Genomic DNA, 15,842 nt, shown 5'->3' with positions numbered 1-15,842 from the left:
GAGTTCGAACGGACCATCACCGAAGCACGCAAGAAGAGCGACCAGAGGTGCCAGGCCGCATAGGAGAGGTCTCTACGAAACCAGGGGATTGACAGTCTCTCCCCCCGTGAGAGCTGACATGCGCAGAACATTCACACATGGCCGATCATCAGGTCAAGCAACTCTCGTCGAATTGAGCGAAGCCTGAGGTTGATGCTTACCGCCAGATAATAAGAACATCAACTATTGGCAAAGAGGAAATATGGCGGCGCCTGGCATGCATCGCAGCCCCAGCGCTTGCAGAGTTGAGGGAAGAGCTTGGAGCATGGTTCGGTCGACGCGCCGCGCAGGCCTACCACTGTCAACCATCAGCTGGAACCGAACTGTCAAGCATCACCGGGACCGGTCATCCCCACACGTCCCACGCGTCCGACTGAGTTACAACCTTGGTCTACTGGTCGATAATCGGGCTCATGACCCGCCGCCTGGCCCAGCCACGCCGCGGGCCAGGGTGAACCGACCCGTCGCCGACTCGGCCAGCGAGCCGCGCGCGACCAGGCGTTTCGCCTTCGACCGCAGCGCCTCCACCCGCCCCGGCACCACCGCCATGCCGAAGACGGCGGCCATCCCCTGACAGGTCAGCGGACCTTGATGGAGCCTGTCCCGGTCGGCGAGCACCTTGAGGATGCGCTGGTAGTCCACCGACAGCACCGACCATGCCAGCCCCTCGCGCCACACCAGTACCTGCGACTTCGGCTTCGCCGCATTCCGCGGCGCCGAGGGTGCGTCCGCATCCTGCGGATCATCGGTGACTGCCGTGTCGGCGGTGGTGCCGCCGTCGGGGGCCAGCACCGTATCGACCCGCCTGCGCGCGATCGCTCACTCCTGCCATTCCTGCTCGGCTGCGGCGAGCTCGGCCTGAATGCGGTCGGCCTCCTCACGCAGTCCGTCGACTCGACGGCGAGCGGCGAGCTCGTGCTGTTGCAGCAGTCCGACCACCGACGGCATTCGCGACCTCCCGGCAACGACGGCCCGACAGGCCACCACTCCCACGGAAGCACCGGCCCCTATCCCCGACCAGCGGAAACTCGGCGATCACGCCCGGAAAGACACCAGCTTCTGAGACGGACGGCCGAGCCTGATTGCACTTGGCGCAGCCTCAGGCGCACTCGTGCAACCGTGAGTTGGCTTCAGGCGTCATACGCCCGTGAAACCAGCAAAGCCGAGGTCATACGCGTGGATACTCTGGGTTGGGTCCGCCTTCCTCGGGGCTGCTTTGGGCTTCGTCGCCTGGAACCTGGCTTGCTGGGCACGCTGGTATTGCGATGCCGGGTATGAGGCCGGCGGACGGTTCGAGTTGACGATCCTGTTCCCGGTCATCGTCGTGGGCGGCGGTCTCTGTGGGCTCGTGGCGGCAGCCGTTGGCCGGCTTGTGGTGCTTCGTGCTCCGCGCGTGCTGCAAGTCTGTGTGCCGCCGCTCTTCGTTCTTGGCGCGTCGGCATTGCTGGCGGGCTGGTTCTTTGCCACGAAAGGGACCTTGGACGGGTATCCAGGCACTTCCGGCCTCTGCCCTCCGAGCAACATCCCACCAGCGTGGCCGCACTGGATCCCCGCGTGAGGCCCCAGCACCAGTTGGGAAGTCGGCGTATGTGGACGGCGGCTGACCTGCCCAGTCCCTGATCAGGGCCTGGAGCTCGGTCGGCGCCCCTGTTCCCCATGAGTCCCCGCTGCGTCCTCCTTTGACGGGCACGCAGCGGGCACGTGGCCTGGCGTCAAGAACGGTTGGCCATGTGATCACTGAGCGGTACGACTTCCCTGGAGGCTGTCCCTTCCGGATCCGGGTACCGCGCCCTCGACCACACCGTTCCAGTAAGCGATCACGACTGTGCAGAGTGTTGCCGCCCGCTGCGTGCCTTGGGCTATGACTTCGGGTCGTCGACCTTGAGCTTGTCTCCGGTGTCGGAGACGAAGACGACCAGGAGCTTGGCCGGCTTGGTCCGGCTGGCGTTCTCGGTGAGGACGTGGTGGGCGCCCGGCTGCTCGATCCAGTTCTCGCCCTGGTGGTAGGTGGTCACGGGCTTGTCGTCGAGCTGGCTGCGCACGGTGCCTTCGAGGACGTAGGCGTAGACGAACGCCTGGCCGTGCCGGTGCGGCAGCGCGCTTGCGTCGGGCGGGAAGGCGACGACCGCTGAGGTGAACGTCTTGCCCTTCACATTCGGAAGGGCCTGCTGGAGCAGCGGTGTGAAGGTTTCGGAGGGGCGCGTCGATGCCGCGGCCGCCACCGGCACCTTGGCGTGGGCGGGCTGGTCGGAGGTCGAGCAGGCCGTGGCCGCAGTCAGCGTGGCGACAGCCAGGAGGCCGGCGGCGATTCGCATTCCGATCACGATGGGTCTCCTGATTCAGTCTTCCGTGACGCGGATGATCGTCTTGCCCGGGGTGCGCTTGCCGGGGGCGAACGCGTCGGGTGCCTCGGCGAGCGGCCGCACAGCACCGACGACCGGCTTGAGCCGGCCGTCCCTCAGCCGCGTGGCGAGATCGGCGAGCTGGGCGCGGTCGGGTTCGACGACGAAGAAGACCGCCCGTCCGTCCTTGGGCTGGACCTTGGGCGGCATGACGATGCTGACCAGCGTGCCACCGGCCCGGACCAGGGCGGCCGAGCGGTCGAGGATGTCGCCGCCGATCACGTCGAACACGACGTCGGCCTCGCCGGCGTCCTCCAGCTGTTCGGTCTGCAGGTCGATGAAGGTGTCGACGCCGAGTGCGAGTGCCCTGTCCCGGCCGGAGGCCCGGCCGGTGCCGATGACGCGGGCGCCGGCCTCGCGGGCGAGCTGCACCGCGATCGAGCCGACGCCGCCCGCGGCACCATGGATCAGGACGGTCTGGCCCGTGGTGAGGCGGCCGTGGTCGAACAGACCCTGCCAGGCGGTCAGTCCGGAGATCGGCAGCGCGGCGGCCACGGTGTGGTCGACGTCCGCCGGCAGCGGGGCGAGGTTGCGGGCCTCCACAGCGGTGTACTCGGCGAGCGCGCCGTTACGGGCCCAGTCGGCCAGGCCGAACACCCGCTGTCCGACGCTCAGGCCGGTGGTGCCGTACCCCAGCTCCACGACCACACCGGACAGCTCGTGCCCGGGGACGCTCGGCGTCCGGTCGCGGCCGGCGCGATCGGTCCACGTGGCGGGCCAGTCCAGCTCGCCAGGGGTGAAGCCGGCGGCGTGCACCCGCACGATGACGTCGTTCTCGGCCGCATGGGGGTAGGGCATGTCCGTCAGGGACATCCCGGCCAGACCGGCGTTACGGTCTCGCACAGTGATGGCTTGCATATAGGTCCTTACTGGGAGGGGCGACCCGTGCGCACAGCCCGCTCGCGCGCAGGGCTCATGGCGGCTGCAGATGGATGTATGCCGTTCTGCACGATCGATCTCACCTGCTCTCGCGTGTTCCTTCGTCACCCGTTGTGCGTTCTCATCAGGCAGACGAGGTAGCCCCTCCGGGTGTGACAGCTCAGACGCGCACGAGTTTGTCGGGATTGAGGACCCTGCGGTACGCGGTGATCAGACCGTCTGTGATCTGGACCGTGTCGACGGAGTAGACCCGGCCTTCCCGGTGGAACACGAGGGCGAGCTCGCCGCCGACCTCCGCGAAATCGATGCGGTCCGGGTGCCACTGGCGCCCCGTGCGCACCATGACCTCGGCGACGCGCTCGCCGCCGTGGATGAGCTTGCGTGCCGCCAAGACCTTGCCACCGCCGTCGGTGACGTAGACGGCGTCCGGGTGCAGGAGCCTGACCAGGCCGGCCAGGTCCCCGGCCTCGTACGCCGCGCGGAAGACCTTGAGGATGCGTTCGCGCTCCGCCTTCGACGCCTGAGGCGTGGACTGCTTCGCCTTGGCCACCCGCCGACGTGCCCGCGAGGCGAGCTGCCGGGCCCCCGGCACGGAGACGTCCAGCACCTCGGCGATCCGGCCGAACTCAAGACCGAAGACATCGTGCAGGACGAAGGACACCCGCTCCGGCGGGCTCAGCTCTTCCATGATCAGGAGCATCGCCGAACTGACGGACTCGTCGACGAGTACCGGCTGCGACGCGTCCGGGCCCGTCAGCAGCGGCTCCGGCAGCCACGGCCCGACATAGGTCTCCCGGCGGAAACGGGCACTCTTGAGAATGTCGTACGACCGTCGCGCGGCCACCGTCACCAGCCAGGCCCGCAGATCACCGATGTCCTGCAGATCCGCTCCGGCCGCCCGCACCCATACGTCCTGGGTCACATCCTCGGCATCGGCCACACTCCCCAGCAGCCGGTAGGCCACACCGAAAACCGCGGGCCGGTGCTTCTCCCATTCGACTCCGAGCAGGTCCTCCTGCTCAGACCGTGCGGGCCCGGGCCCGTCACCCATACAGATCGCGACCGACACTGGCGTCACGGTCTCGAGCGGTGATGGCTTGCATGGTGAGTCCTTTCTAGGAGGAATTTTCAAATTAGAGTTTCGCGAGCACGGCAGGAATTGCGTATTGTTCGGGTCCGCTCTTGAATCTCTGGTCACACTAAAGATATCCGCGCCATCGTGTGCAAAATTCCAGTTGACGGGATCGAATCCAGCACATGATCAGTTTTACCATGTCTGTCGGATACGGAACCCTTTGGTGGACCGGAGGAGTTACTCTGTGCTTTCGTCGTGAGGCTCCTCCGACATCAAATGAGGCGTAGAACTTGTGGCGATGCAGGTGGGACGCAGGTCGGCAGGCGGAGCGGGCCCTCCGGAATCGCCTACGGTCCTGCCGGGCGGTCGACCTTCCCGAGGCAGACGGCCCGATGCGGTCGTTACGACAGGGAGCCACCATCCCTAAGGGCAACCCCACCCCGGACCCCATTCGCTGCCGCGCGCTCAGCAACGGGTCCGTTCGCTGTGAGGTCCGCTTCCCCAGCCCATGCGTATCGGAGCGCCGGTGGGCCTGTGAGCGCGTGATCGTCCGGCGTGGAGGGCCGCACCCAAGGACAACGCCCCGACGAAGCCGACGTACAGGTAGCCCGTGGTCTCCAGTCCCCATGAGGGCGCCGCGAGCCCGGCCGCGAGGGACGGAAGACTCAACGCCGCATAGCTGATCACGTAGATGGCCGAGAAGACCTCCGAACGCGACTTCACGGTGGTGACCGCGCTGATCGCGCGGAGGTTGCCGTTGAACGTCAGGCCGGCACCCAGCCCTGCGACGACCGATCCGCCCACGTAAACGGCCGGCGAAGCAACAGCGATGGCCACCGCCAACCCGGACGCACCCAGAGCCAGGAGAACCGCCCCCAGCAAGGTGGCGAGCCGAGCCGCATGCCGAACGGACCACAACCCGCCCACGCTGTTGGCCACAAACAGCGCCGCGATGCTGAGCCCGCCCGCAGCGCCGAACCGCACATGCAGGACATTGCTCACCAGGGACGGAGTGAGCGCGAGGAACAGACCCGTGACGGACCACCCCGCGACGAGGGCGGAAACGAAGGCGAAGAACTCCGGCCGGGCTTCCCGAGGAACCCGGATTCTCGGTCGCAGCGACGCCGGTCCAACCGCTCGCGGGGCGCGCGTCTCAGGGATCGTGAGGACGACCGCGGCCAGAACGACGAAGGTCAGCGTCAGGACGGGAAAGACATACGCATCGGGACGTGGCGTCGACTGAACCAACAACCCCACCACTCCCGCACCGGCGGCCATGCCGATGCTCGTACCCACGGCTGTCATCGTGGGCCCCAGATGCGGACGTCGCTCGGGCGAGAGCTCGACCAGTCCGGCGGCAAGACCGCCCGTGGCCATCCCCGTGGCTATGCCCTGCACCACCCGGGCGATCACGAGGGAGACGACACCGTCGGCCGTCCAGAAGATCGCCGTACTGGCGGCCGCCACCAAAAGGGCGGCGACCAGCACGGGGCGGCGACCCAGATGGTCGCTCAGCGATCCGACCATCAGCAGGGCGCCGAGCAGACCCACGACATAGACCGCGAAGACCACCGTCAGCATCGTGACCGACAGGCCCCAACGCTCCCGGTACAGCGGGTAGATCGGTGACGGTGCGCTTGCCGTGGCCATCATCACCACATTGGCGCAGACCAGCACCGCGAAGGCCGGACCTCGTCCGAGACGACGCCCGGCGCGAGAACGACCCACACCTTTCATCACGTTGTCTTCTACGGCGTCCTGATCAGCTCGGCCAGGGAGCGCCGATGATGCGCTCGACCGTGGTTGTGCGACGGAAGCCGGGAACGAAGTGCTCCAGCACATCCGAATTCACGGTTCCGTTCGTGGTCTCCGGGCGGTACTTGAGCCCGTCGACGAAGGTCTGCAAAAACTCGTTCTTGAAGTCGCCCCGCGGATGGACGGCGGTGATCTCGTCCACCTGGCTGCGAACCAGCTCGTCCAGACCCAGGCCGAGCACGTCGGTCAGAACCCCGAAATTCGTGATGGCGATCTCCGGGCCCATCCGCCCGGGAATTCCCGGGGTCGTGTGCAGCGCGATCGCCGTCCACACCACGTCGGCGGCCGTGGTGGGGAAACCACGGTCGAGCATGAACTTACGTGCGTGGTCGGCTCCATCGACCTCGAAGCGCTGCTCTACGTCGGAAAACGGCGTCAAGAGGCCGGTGTCATGAAACATGGCGGACAGGTAGAGAAGCTCCGGGTCGGGCTCCAAGCCGAGCCTGCGAGCATGAATGACGCCGAAGACGAAAACGCGCCGGGAGTGATGGTAGATGAGGGGGCTGGTCATCTTCTGCATGAGGCGGGTGGCTTCGACGACCGCCGCCGTTTCAGGAATCTCTACCCCCGCGATGATCTCGCTCATGACCTCTGCGCCTTCCGATATCAGTGTGCTACGAATGGACGGTGCGTCCGTCTTTCACACTGCCAACCACCCGGCGTCCGGCGCCGCCTCGGTCCGGCCATGAGTCACCCGAATCCGGACAGGCGGGCAGCGGGGGTCTGGGCTCCGCCACGCATCGGGTCGCGATCCTCATCTATGACGGGGTCAAACTCCTGGACATCGCCGGCCCTGCGGAGGTGTTCGCGGAAGCGAACCGGCTCGGTGCCGACTACAAGATCGTGCTGGTGTCACCGACCGGTGCCGATGTCACCTCGTCCAACGGGATCCGGATCGCGGTCGACGCCGCCGCCGCCGCCACGGAGCCTGCGCCCGACACGTTCCTGGTGGCCGGTGCAGACCTCTACCCGCGCACACCTGTCCCCCGTGATCTGGTCGAGGCCGCGCGAACGCTGGCGGTGCGGGGCGGCCGGGTCGCGTCCATCTGCACCGGAGCATTCATCCTCGGCGCCGCCGGCCTCCTGGACGGCAAACGCGCGACCACGCACTGGAAGGTCGCACAGGAGCTCGCCGCCCGCTGCCGGGCAAGCCGCGTCGAGCCCGACGCGATCTACGTCCGTGACGGCACCACCTACACCTCGGCCGGCGTGACCGCCGGCATCGACCTGACACTGGCACTCGTCGAGGAGGATCATGGCCCTGATCTGACCCGCGACGTCGCCCGCGCCCTGGTGGTCTATTTGCAGCGTTCGGGCGGCCAGTCACAGTTCTCCGCCCCGCTGCAAGGACCGCCGCCCCGATCTCCCGCCCTCCGTAAAATCACCGACTTGGTGACGGCGAATCCCGCGGGAAACCACTCACTCGGCGAACTCGCCAAATCCCTCAGCGTGAGCCCTCGGCATCTCACGCGGCTCTTTCGCGAAGAGCTGTCCACCACGCCGGCCCGGTACGTGGAAATGATCCGGTTCGACATGGCGAAAGCTCTACTCGACCAGGGGCATACCGCGACTCAGACGGCCTCCCTTGCCGGATTCCCGAGCTACGAGAGCATGCGGAGGGTTTTCGCGAGGAACCTGTCGATCAGCCCCGCCGCCTATCAGCGCCGCTTCAGCACAGCGCGCCGAGCCAACGCGGAAGACCAGTAAGGCGAAGTATCACTGCACGGCCACCGATGCGTTACAGGCGGTTGCGCTGCCCGGGCGATTTGTTCCACACGAGGGGTACGGTCCACCGCATCCGGGACACCTCGCGCGACAGCACAGCCTTCCCAGACGAGCTCAGCGAGTACGGCCACCGCCTGGCCTGCTCACCAGAGCCCACCCCCGCGGGCCGACCTCGACCTGCCCAACCTGCCTGGCCACCGACCTCCGCACCATCGGAGCCACGGCACCCGACCACATCGCAGTACGCCAAGAAGCTGCACGATCAAGCGCGCGGCATGCGCCGGCGCGGCGACAAGGACCACGTCACCGAGACGTGCGAGGCGCGCCGGCCGCACGTCATCGTCCATGTCGCGACCGCCGCGGCCACCCTCGCCGACGTCGAGACCGTGCCCGCGCGGCACCACCGACCTCGCCGAGGTCGGCCGACATCATCCGATCAGGATCCTTGTTCGAATCACCCGTACTGCGCGTAGGGACCGGTGTCGAACAGATCGCGGATACGGGCCCGGACCGCGGCCAACCGCTGCGAGGAAACTACCGCTGCAGCCACAGGCTCCCTCAGCCCTGGAGGGGCTCGGCCGAAGACTCCACTCCCGAGCCTCCGCAGACAGCCAGTCCGACGTCGCACACAAGTTGACCTACTCTTCGGCAACGCGCAGTGCGCCGAGTGCGATGTGGTCTTCAGCGTCGCGGAAGCCGTCGTCGCCCGTTGGGGATGACGACCGCGCCCGCCAGCACCGGCAGGGCCACTTCCTACCTGTCGTCTTTTTCGCGGCCGTCTTCGAAGACGAAGAGTGGCTTGGCGCCACGTGCGGGTGTCTCGGCGAGCGCGATGGCTTCAGGGAAGCGTTCGAGCGGGAACGGCTGGCCCTGGGGGATGCTCAGCACTCCATCAGCGACGAGACTGCGAACCTCGGACAGCGCGTCCAGCGCCTCCTCAGGTGAGGCAGTGCCGAACCAGCGGTTCAGCCAGAAGCCACGGACTGCTTTGGTCTCGTAGATGACCGAGCGTGCCTGCAGCGGGATCGTCAGCGCTGCCGGGTCGGTCTGCCGATGGGTAGAGAGCGCGCCGTAGACCACGACCTCTCCTCCCGGAGCCAGTGCCTGGGATACCTGGGCACCCACGTGGCCCGCGACACAGTCGATTGCCTTGCCTACACCGGCCGGTCCTGCGATCTCAGCCACACGCTGCAACAGGTCCTCGTCCTCAGTGCAAATGACCTCGTCACCACCAAGGGCTTCGACCTCCTCAACGGCATCGCGCCGCCGCACGACATTGATCGTGCGAATACCCAGATGCTTGGCCAGCTGAATGACGAGCCGGCCGACGGTGGAGCCCGCTGCCGTCTGCAACAACCATTCACCCGGCTGTACGTCGAGTTCGCGTGTCACGAGGAGCAGCGCGGTCAACGGGTTGACCGCGAGTTGGCAGGCGTCGGAGTCGCTCAGATGATCGGGGACAGGCAGGAGCCTTCGTGTATCGGCAACAAGGTATTCCTGCCAAGTGCCGGCCACATGCGACCCGGGTACTGCCGGGATTGCAACGTTCACCACACGCTCGCCGATCTTTAGCCCCCCGGTTTCCGGCCCCAGGGCCTCAATACGGCCCACGCACTCCATGTGACCACCTACAGTGGGAAACCCGGGGGAGAAACCGTAACGGCCACGCAGCACGTGCAGATCGCTGGCGTGAATCGGAGTCGCCTTCACACGGATCAACGCCTGACCGGCTTCTGGCATGGGAACAGGCCGGGATTCCAGCCGCAGGACATCGATCGGCTCGCCGACCTTTCCGGCTACGAGCGCGCGCATGGATTGAGACATGAGTGACCTTTCGTCTCTCGACGCCCGACGAACTCGGCGGGCGTTCTGGTCAAGAACGATGCTGGTGCCGGAATCGTCGTCGGCGCCCAGGCTCCGGACCTTTCCTTCTCAATGGAACCGGCCCGTGCGCAGAGTGTCATCGGCGCCGGGTCCCCTCTGGGCCTTTATCGAATCACTCGGTATGATCACGTGAACGCGCTGGATTCGTAGAGCCTATTGAGGACCGGACGCCGCAGCGCACTACTCTGAGTTCCGATTACCGGAATATACCCGCCAGCAAGCATCCACGATTGGCTGATTCCGAGATATTCTTCCTTCCTGTCGCAGCAGAAATGAGTGGGACCGTTCAGTCGCGGTCGGCATCCGACGGGTCGGCGCAGTACTTCGCATACTCTGTCCCAGCGAAGTGCTCGCCCAGCTTCCGGGAGAAGTACCGGAGCATCGGCAGCGGACGGTGGTTCATCACAAGATGCTGCGTCTTCCCCTCTTCATTTTTATAGACGACAGCGATGTTGGCGATCGGCCTGCCGTCCACCGTCGCTGCGTAGTCCTCGACGAAGCCGTTCTCTCCGTACTTACCGAGGTGGATGAAGTCCTGGAATTCGTACAGAGTGCGGGCGTAGGACAGTATCGCGAAAACGTCCCTGGCTCCGTGGATGGTCCCGTTGAAGATCCCGGCTTCCAGCGTCACATCGTCGGCAAGATTGTCCAGCCAAGGGGGGTAGTAGTCCTTGCGCTGCCGCACCGGGTCGCCGCTGCCCAGATATGTCGGTGGCGTCTTGTAGATCATTTGCCAGCCTCCTGTATCGGTTGAACTTCCAACAGAATCGCTGGACGCAACAGGCGCTGTCCAACAAAAGTCATAGACTGCCGCCATCTCGCTGAGAGATACCTCGGGGGCTCGCTGAGGGATACTCGGAGGGTGGAACTGCGCCAGCTCGAGTACTTCGTCGCCGTCGCCGAGGAGGCCAACTTCACCCGTGCCGCCGCACGGGTGCACGTCGTCCAGTCCGCGGTCTCCACCACCATCAGGAACCTCGAGCGAGAACTCGGCACGCCGCTGCTGGAACGCACTCCCAAACGCGTGCTGCTCACCGATGCCGGTGCTGCCCTGCTCCCGCGCGCCCATGCCGCTCTCGACGCCGCCCGGGAGGCCGCAGACGCGGTGGCCGAGGTCCGCGGCGGACTGCGCGGCACACTGCGGCTGGGCGCGATAACCACGGTCGGGCTCATCGACCTTCCCGTTTTCCTCGGTGAATTCCACCGGCGTCATCCCGGCGTGTTCCTCCGAACCAGCGCCGCCCCATCCGGCTCTCAGGGCCTGCTCGAAGCCCTCCTCGAACGGCGGCTCGACCTCGCCTTCGTCTCAGGGCCCGGACCGCGCCCCACAGGCATCACGCTGACCGACCTCGCCACCTCGGTGCTCGACCTCGTCGTGCCGGCCGACCATCCGCTCGCGAAGCGCCGAACCGTGTCGATCACCGAACTGGCCGGCCTGGACTTCGTCGACTTCCCCGTGGGCTACAGCAACCGGACCGTTGCCGACCGGGCCTTCGATGCCGCCTCCGTCCCCCATCGCGTCGCCATCGAGATCACCGACCTCACCACCGGCGTGGCCTACGTCCAAAACGGCCTGGGCGTGGCACTGCTGCCACGGGTCGCTCTCGGCAAGGGTCAGGACGTCGCCACGCTGACCGTCGACGACGCCGACCTGGAATGGCAGTTCTCCTTGGCCGCTCCGTCCGAGCGGCCGCCCGGTGCTGCGGTACGTGCCATGATCGCGATGGCGCACGAGATCCTCTGGCGAGCGTGAGCATCGCCTCAAAGGGCTTTTTCACACTGTCGGTTGAGCGGATGCCTGACGGTACGGCGAGGCATGGTGTGGCCGGGAGCCAATGGAGGCCACGACGCATCCCAGGAGCGGTCGTCTCTGCAACACGGCGAACTACGCGGTCGCAGGTCTTCTCTGCTGTGACCGCGATGTGCAGTCAGCCGCGCGGCCACGTGCCGAGAGCGCGGGCAAGCCGGTCGCTCTGATCACAGCTGATCCCCTGGGCAAGTCGCATTCCACACCGCAGGCCCCAGTTCCTCGCGGTAGAGGATGCCGTGAAGGTTCCTGGCCGCCGGAGAGCGGGGGACGGCTCTGACAGGCTCCATGCGGCTGGCTGCACAACGGATGCTCCGACAACAGGGCCTCGTTGACCAAGGAGCCTTTCTCCGCAGGGCCCCGCCCAGATGAGCGCGTCGCCAAGTGCGTCTGCAGCGTCGGCGGGATGGTCGACGTTACCCGGTGCGGGCAGGAGGAGCAGGCGGGCGCGAGGATCCTGCACTCCCGGGGCGGCCGGATCACTCTGGGAGCACTGTCGATCAGTTCTCGCCAGAACAGGCCGGGTCGACCTGGTGTCCATCCGCCGTGACGAGGTGGCCGAGGCGGTCCCAGGAAGGATGCGTGGAAGCGCTCCGCCCCTGCGTCCTCGGCGAGATTGCGCCCCAGCACGACAGCGCTCCGCACGTCCTTGCGGGTTGAGGTCAGCCACTTCCGGGTGAGTGACACATGAGCGAAAGCTGCGTGTCCGCCCGAGATAAATGGCGTTGCTCGGGTATTCATTTCCCCGCCAGGCCACAAGCTCACTTCTACAAAAAGGGACGCGCGCGGAATGGGAGACAAGCGCAGGACTGCCGCAGCACTGGCGGCCACAGCCATCATGGCGGCCGCCGGGGTTGGCACAGCAGAAGCTCAGACCCAGCCGGAGGCTGGAAATACAGCGCAGCTCGTCAGCGCTCAGTCGACGCCAGCGAAGCCAAAGCACTGTTACGACCTCGACTCTACAGGGAGTGAGAGGTCGTCCGCGTACGCCAGTTACGTCGCGCTGGTGTGTGACGGCAAGGTGTACGTCTTGTCCATCAATGCGGCGACCGCACCGCCTTCACCTGTTGGTACTTGGCAGTCCGTGGGAGGCCCCTCCGACGTTGTCAATGCCACACTGGCATCTAATACCGACGACGTCCAAGGCGGCCCGGTATTCGTCACCGTATTGACTAGGAAGGGGCAGGTGTGGCAGGGCGTATGTCCCAGTACTTTGCCACTCGGGCCGTGCACCTTCACCCAGCTGCCCAATCCGCCTCAGTAATCCGGGGCCAACGCCCGTCGGCGGGCTCGTTGTAGCGTAGTTGATTCCCGGTGAGACATTCAGCAACGACGAGGCCCCTGGAGAGGATTCCAGGGGCCTCGGGTGCCGACAGGGCTGTCACTCATACTCGCGGAGTAGGTCCTCGATGCGCCGGTTGGCACCCTCTTGCCGCCTGGCCAGACACTTCGCGTAGCGAGTCAGCAGGACCTCGACAATGTTCCCGGCACGCTCAGTGACCTCAATCTGGTCGACGCCCGCGTTGAGCCGCGTCGAGAGCGCCGAGTGCCGAAGGTCGAGGAACAGCGGGCCCTCGCTTGACGAGCTCAGCGGCTTACCCGAAGAGCTTCTCGACGCGGACAACGTCGCAGTGATCTGTGACGAGACTGAAGGCATCTGCTATTACGCCGACTTCGGCCGCCTCGACGCCACCAAGGACGCCTGGGTCGACCAGTACTCCCACGCGCAGATGGCACTGGACAAGGATGTCCTGCAAGTAGCCTCGACACTCAACAGGGCGCTCGGAGTCGGGTACTCGGTCGCCAAGCAGTTGCCGAGCAGCCCCGACCTCGAAGGAGCGTATGAGCGGGCGAAGACATGGTTCGGCGGCCCGCTGTCCGACGGCGTGTACTTGCTGCGGGTCACGCTCCGACAGGACCTCGGCGTCGAGGTCGACCCCCACTTCGGGCAGACCCGTATACAGATGCTCACCGACCTCGAAAGCGCGCGGAACAACCTCGAGCGCCTGCTCGCGGCAGAACGAGACCAGGCCGCCGGATCTGATTGACAGGTAGCGCAAACGACAAGGCCCCTTGGGGGATGCCAGGGGCCTCGGACACGTTCAGGTGGTGTCATTCGTACTCGCGAAGCAGGTCTTCGACACGCCGGTTGGCCACGTCCTGGCGCCCGTCGAGGCATTTCGCGTAGCGGGTCAGCACGACCTCAACGCTGATCCCGGCGCGCTCAGCCACCTCGGTGGGATCAACGCCCGTGTTGAGCCACGTCGAGAGAGCCGAGTGCCGAAGGTCGTAGGGGCAACTGGCAGGCCGCGAGGCCGGCGCGGCCGGGGGCAGCGCGAGATGCCGGGCCTCCTGCCACACGCGGTAGTACGTCGATGACGGAACCACGGCGCCGTTCTCAGAGAAGAAGAGTCGCCCGTCTTCGACCGTACCGAAGGCGTTGAGGTGTTCCGAAGCACGACAACGAGCTGGGGCGGGATGGGGCATGCGCCGGACGTCCTCGCTCGGCCGATTCTTCAGCCGGCGGTCGTCGTGGGTCTCCCCCGAGTCGGTCCACTGCTTGCCGACTGAGGGGCGCGTCCGATGGAGCAGAGCCGAACCCCAGCCGTTCTCGGAAAGGCTCTTGGATGCTCTGGACGGAAGCGGGCCGCATGTACGCAGCCATGTGCCGAAAGATGCCGGCGTGGATGATCGAGACGCCGCGGTCCGTGGCGGCTCGCTCCGCTGCCGCGACCAAAGCTGACCCCACCCCGCAGCCACGATGGAGACGGCACCTGCTTGTATCCCCCCAACCTGCAGCAGCCACAACGAGGTTGCCCAGCTCCTGTCACCGCTCGAGGCCATCCCACCCATCCGCGACCGGGTCGGCCGGCCACGCTGCAGAGCGGCTTCACTTCGCCATTGAGCTCCTCACCCGAAGTCTCTTTGCCCCACCTACTGCAGGGAGTCCTGTGGGCCGTCTGTGCGCCGTCAGACCGGGCGTTGAGAGGGTTCGCGGAAGCCTGATCGACCTGACGGCTACAGCCTCTCCGCTACGGGAGCGGATCGTCGGCCGCAGGTGTCCGGGGAGCCGATCCACGCCACGTTCAAGGGCACGGGACGAGGTGCATGCGGCGGCCTTCGTTCTGGTTCACCTCGAGTCGACAAAGGGATACGACCTTGAGATTATTGAGCGTAACCGGAAGGTCACTCTCCGCTGAACAGTGACCACCATCGAATGCGGGGCCCATGCACAGGGGGCCGCCCGGGGACTCTCCCGGCCTCACGGCACCGAGCGGTGAGACCGCGCCACTCAGGCGTGGAACCGCATCTTCATCCACGCCTGTCCCATTGCGTTCAAGCCTCTCGGCCATGCATTCGATTCCGTATGTCCCGAACGAAAGGCAGAACAGTGAACGGACGTACTCGCCTTACTGCGCTGGCACCCCTGGCGGTGTCCTCGCTGGCACTCGGCTCGGTGCTCTTCACCGCTGGTTCCGCTCAGGCGGTCGCACCTTCAGCCACATGCCACGTGGCACAAACCGCCAACTCCCCCTCGTTCTCGGTCATCGGGCAGGGGCTCACGCCAGGGGCCGCCGTGAAGATCCAGCAGGGCAACGCGTCTCTCACCCTGCGTGCTGGGGCTGACGGAGGCCTCCAGGGCACCCTGTCGGTCGCCCCCCAGGGCGGCCCCGTGACCATGCAGGAAGAGGGCGGACCGATGCTCTCATGCGGCACGGTCGGCCAGGCCCAGCAGTCGGAAGCCCAGGACCAGTACAAGAAGGGCTACCTGGACGGCTTCACCGCCGCCAAGGCAACCTGCAAGGCGCAGCCGAAGCAGGGCGTGACCGCACTGGACCCCAACTATGAGAAGGGCTTCAACGCGGGCGCGGCCGCCGCGATAGCCAAGTACTGCTGAGGACTGGCAAGTCCTCCAGAACCGGCGGTGGATCCACACATCCGCTGACGCACGGCCAGCCGAATGGCCCGCTAGCGCAGCCCTCCAGCGCTAGCGGGCCTGTCGCCCCGTCGGCTGTCCTGGAAGGGCGGCCAGTTGAACCGGCGGGAGGTGCGGGCTGAATCCGTTTCCCGTCCCGCATCTCCAACTGAGGGGCCTCGCGTTTTTCGGACAGGGTCTGGCCGAGCAATTCATGCCGTGAGTTGCAATTCCTGGAACTCGGCGTGCACTTCGCCCGGGGGGCGGTAGCCCACTGCCGAGTGCAGACGTTTGCGATTG

Annotated in this window: 12 protein-coding genes and 2 pseudogenes; 4 read left to right on the top strand and 10 right to left on the bottom strand. The window is 66.3% G+C overall.

The window, feature by feature from the left end:
* Nucleotides 1-450: 450 nt before the first annotated feature.
* The 6 genes and pseudogenes from ACZ3TS_RS40925 to ACZ3TS_RS40900 form a co-directional block, all read right to left on the bottom strand.
* A pseudogene (locus ACZ3TS_RS40925) lies at nt 451-987 on the bottom strand (hypothetical protein).
* Nucleotides 988-1,898: 911 nt separating this feature from the next.
* Nucleotides 1,899-2,354 carry a cupin domain-containing protein gene (locus tag ACZ3TS_RS40920; RefSeq protein WP_467627762.1) on the bottom strand — a complete coding sequence of 152 codons (456 nt, stop codon included), beginning with the start codon at nt 2,352-2,354 and terminating at the stop codon, nt 1,899-1,901.
* 24 nt (nt 2,355-2,378) lie between these two features.
* The gene (locus ACZ3TS_RS40915; RefSeq protein WP_467627755.1) at nt 2,379-3,299 is read right to left on the bottom strand and encodes an NADP-dependent oxidoreductase; all 921 of its coding nucleotides are present in this window, start codon (nt 3,297-3,299) and stop codon (nt 2,379-2,381) included.
* A gap of 181 nt (nt 3,300-3,480) precedes the next feature.
* Nucleotides 3,481-4,371, bottom strand: a complete 891-nt coding sequence (gene sigJ / locus ACZ3TS_RS40910; protein ID WP_467627760.1) for an RNA polymerase sigma factor SigJ — start codon at nt 4,369-4,371, stop codon at nt 3,481-3,483.
* 489 nt (nt 4,372-4,860) lie between these two features.
* A complete protein-coding gene (locus tag ACZ3TS_RS40905; protein WP_467627752.1) occupies nt 4,861-6,132 on the bottom strand; it encodes an MFS transporter in 1,272 nt (423 codons plus the stop codon).
* A gap of 25 nt (nt 6,133-6,157) precedes the next feature.
* Nucleotides 6,158-6,796, bottom strand: coding sequence for an HD domain-containing protein (locus ACZ3TS_RS40900; protein ID WP_467627750.1), 639 nt, complete (start codon nt 6,794-6,796; stop codon nt 6,158-6,160).
* A gap of 137 nt (nt 6,797-6,933) precedes the next feature.
* On the opposite strand from ACZ3TS_RS40900, the gene ACZ3TS_RS40895 reads away from it, so the two are divergent.
* Nucleotides 6,934-7,917, top strand: coding sequence for a GlxA family transcriptional regulator (locus ACZ3TS_RS40895; RefSeq protein WP_467627757.1), 984 nt, complete (start codon nt 6,934-6,936; stop codon nt 7,915-7,917).
* Between the two features lie 771 nt (nt 7,918-8,688).
* Here the strand turns inward: ACZ3TS_RS40895 and ACZ3TS_RS40890 are convergent.
* Together ACZ3TS_RS40890 and ACZ3TS_RS40885 are read right to left on the bottom strand one after the other, a co-directional pair.
* Complete coding sequence (locus ACZ3TS_RS40890) at nt 8,689-9,747, bottom strand: zinc-dependent alcohol dehydrogenase family protein (RefSeq protein WP_467627748.1); 1,059 nt, start codon at nt 9,745-9,747, stop codon at nt 8,689-8,691.
* 358 nt (nt 9,748-10,105) lie between these two features.
* Nucleotides 10,106-10,549 (bottom strand): hypothetical protein, encoded by a 444-nt coding sequence (locus tag ACZ3TS_RS40885; RefSeq protein WP_467627745.1) that lies wholly within the window; start codon nt 10,547-10,549, stop codon nt 10,106-10,108.
* Nucleotides 10,550-10,681: 132 nt separating this feature from the next.
* Between ACZ3TS_RS40885 and ACZ3TS_RS40880 the strand changes: the two genes are divergently transcribed.
* Nucleotides 10,682-11,572, top strand: a complete 891-nt coding sequence (locus tag ACZ3TS_RS40880; RefSeq protein WP_467627743.1) for a LysR family transcriptional regulator — start codon at nt 10,682-10,684, stop codon at nt 11,570-11,572.
* A 1,435-nt stretch (nt 11,573-13,007) separates the two neighbouring features.
* Here ACZ3TS_RS40880 and ACZ3TS_RS40875 read toward each other — a convergent pair.
* Nucleotides 13,008-13,184, bottom strand: a pseudogene (locus tag ACZ3TS_RS40875) (tyrosine-type recombinase/integrase); the annotation flags it as partial.
* Here ACZ3TS_RS40875 and ACZ3TS_RS40870 point away from each other — a divergent pair.
* Nucleotides 13,105-13,674: a hypothetical protein gene (locus tag ACZ3TS_RS40870; RefSeq protein WP_467627740.1), complete on the top strand. Its 570-nt coding sequence runs from the start codon at nt 13,105-13,107 to the stop codon at nt 13,672-13,674. The pseudogene ACZ3TS_RS40875 and the gene ACZ3TS_RS40870 sit on opposite strands and share 80 nt — an antisense overlap.
* A gap of 64 nt (nt 13,675-13,738) precedes the next feature.
* Here ACZ3TS_RS40870 and ACZ3TS_RS40865 read toward each other — a convergent pair whose 3' ends face one another.
* The gene (locus ACZ3TS_RS40865) at nt 13,739-14,113 is read right to left on the bottom strand and encodes a hypothetical protein (RefSeq protein ID WP_467627738.1); all 375 of its coding nucleotides are present in this window, start codon (nt 14,111-14,113) and stop codon (nt 13,739-13,741) included.
* A gap of 1,024 nt (nt 14,114-15,137) precedes the next feature.
* On the opposite strand from ACZ3TS_RS40865, the gene ACZ3TS_RS40860 reads away from it, so the two are divergent.
* On the top strand, nt 15,138-15,524 hold the full coding sequence (locus ACZ3TS_RS40860) for a hypothetical protein (protein ID WP_467627735.1): 387 nt from the start codon (nt 15,138-15,140) through the stop codon (nt 15,522-15,524).
* Nucleotides 15,525-15,842: the final 318 nt, after the last annotated feature.

It is taken from the genome of Streptomyces sp. NPDC022910 (assembly GCF_055561075.1).
This window is presented reverse-complemented; position numbering and strand designations above follow the sequence as displayed.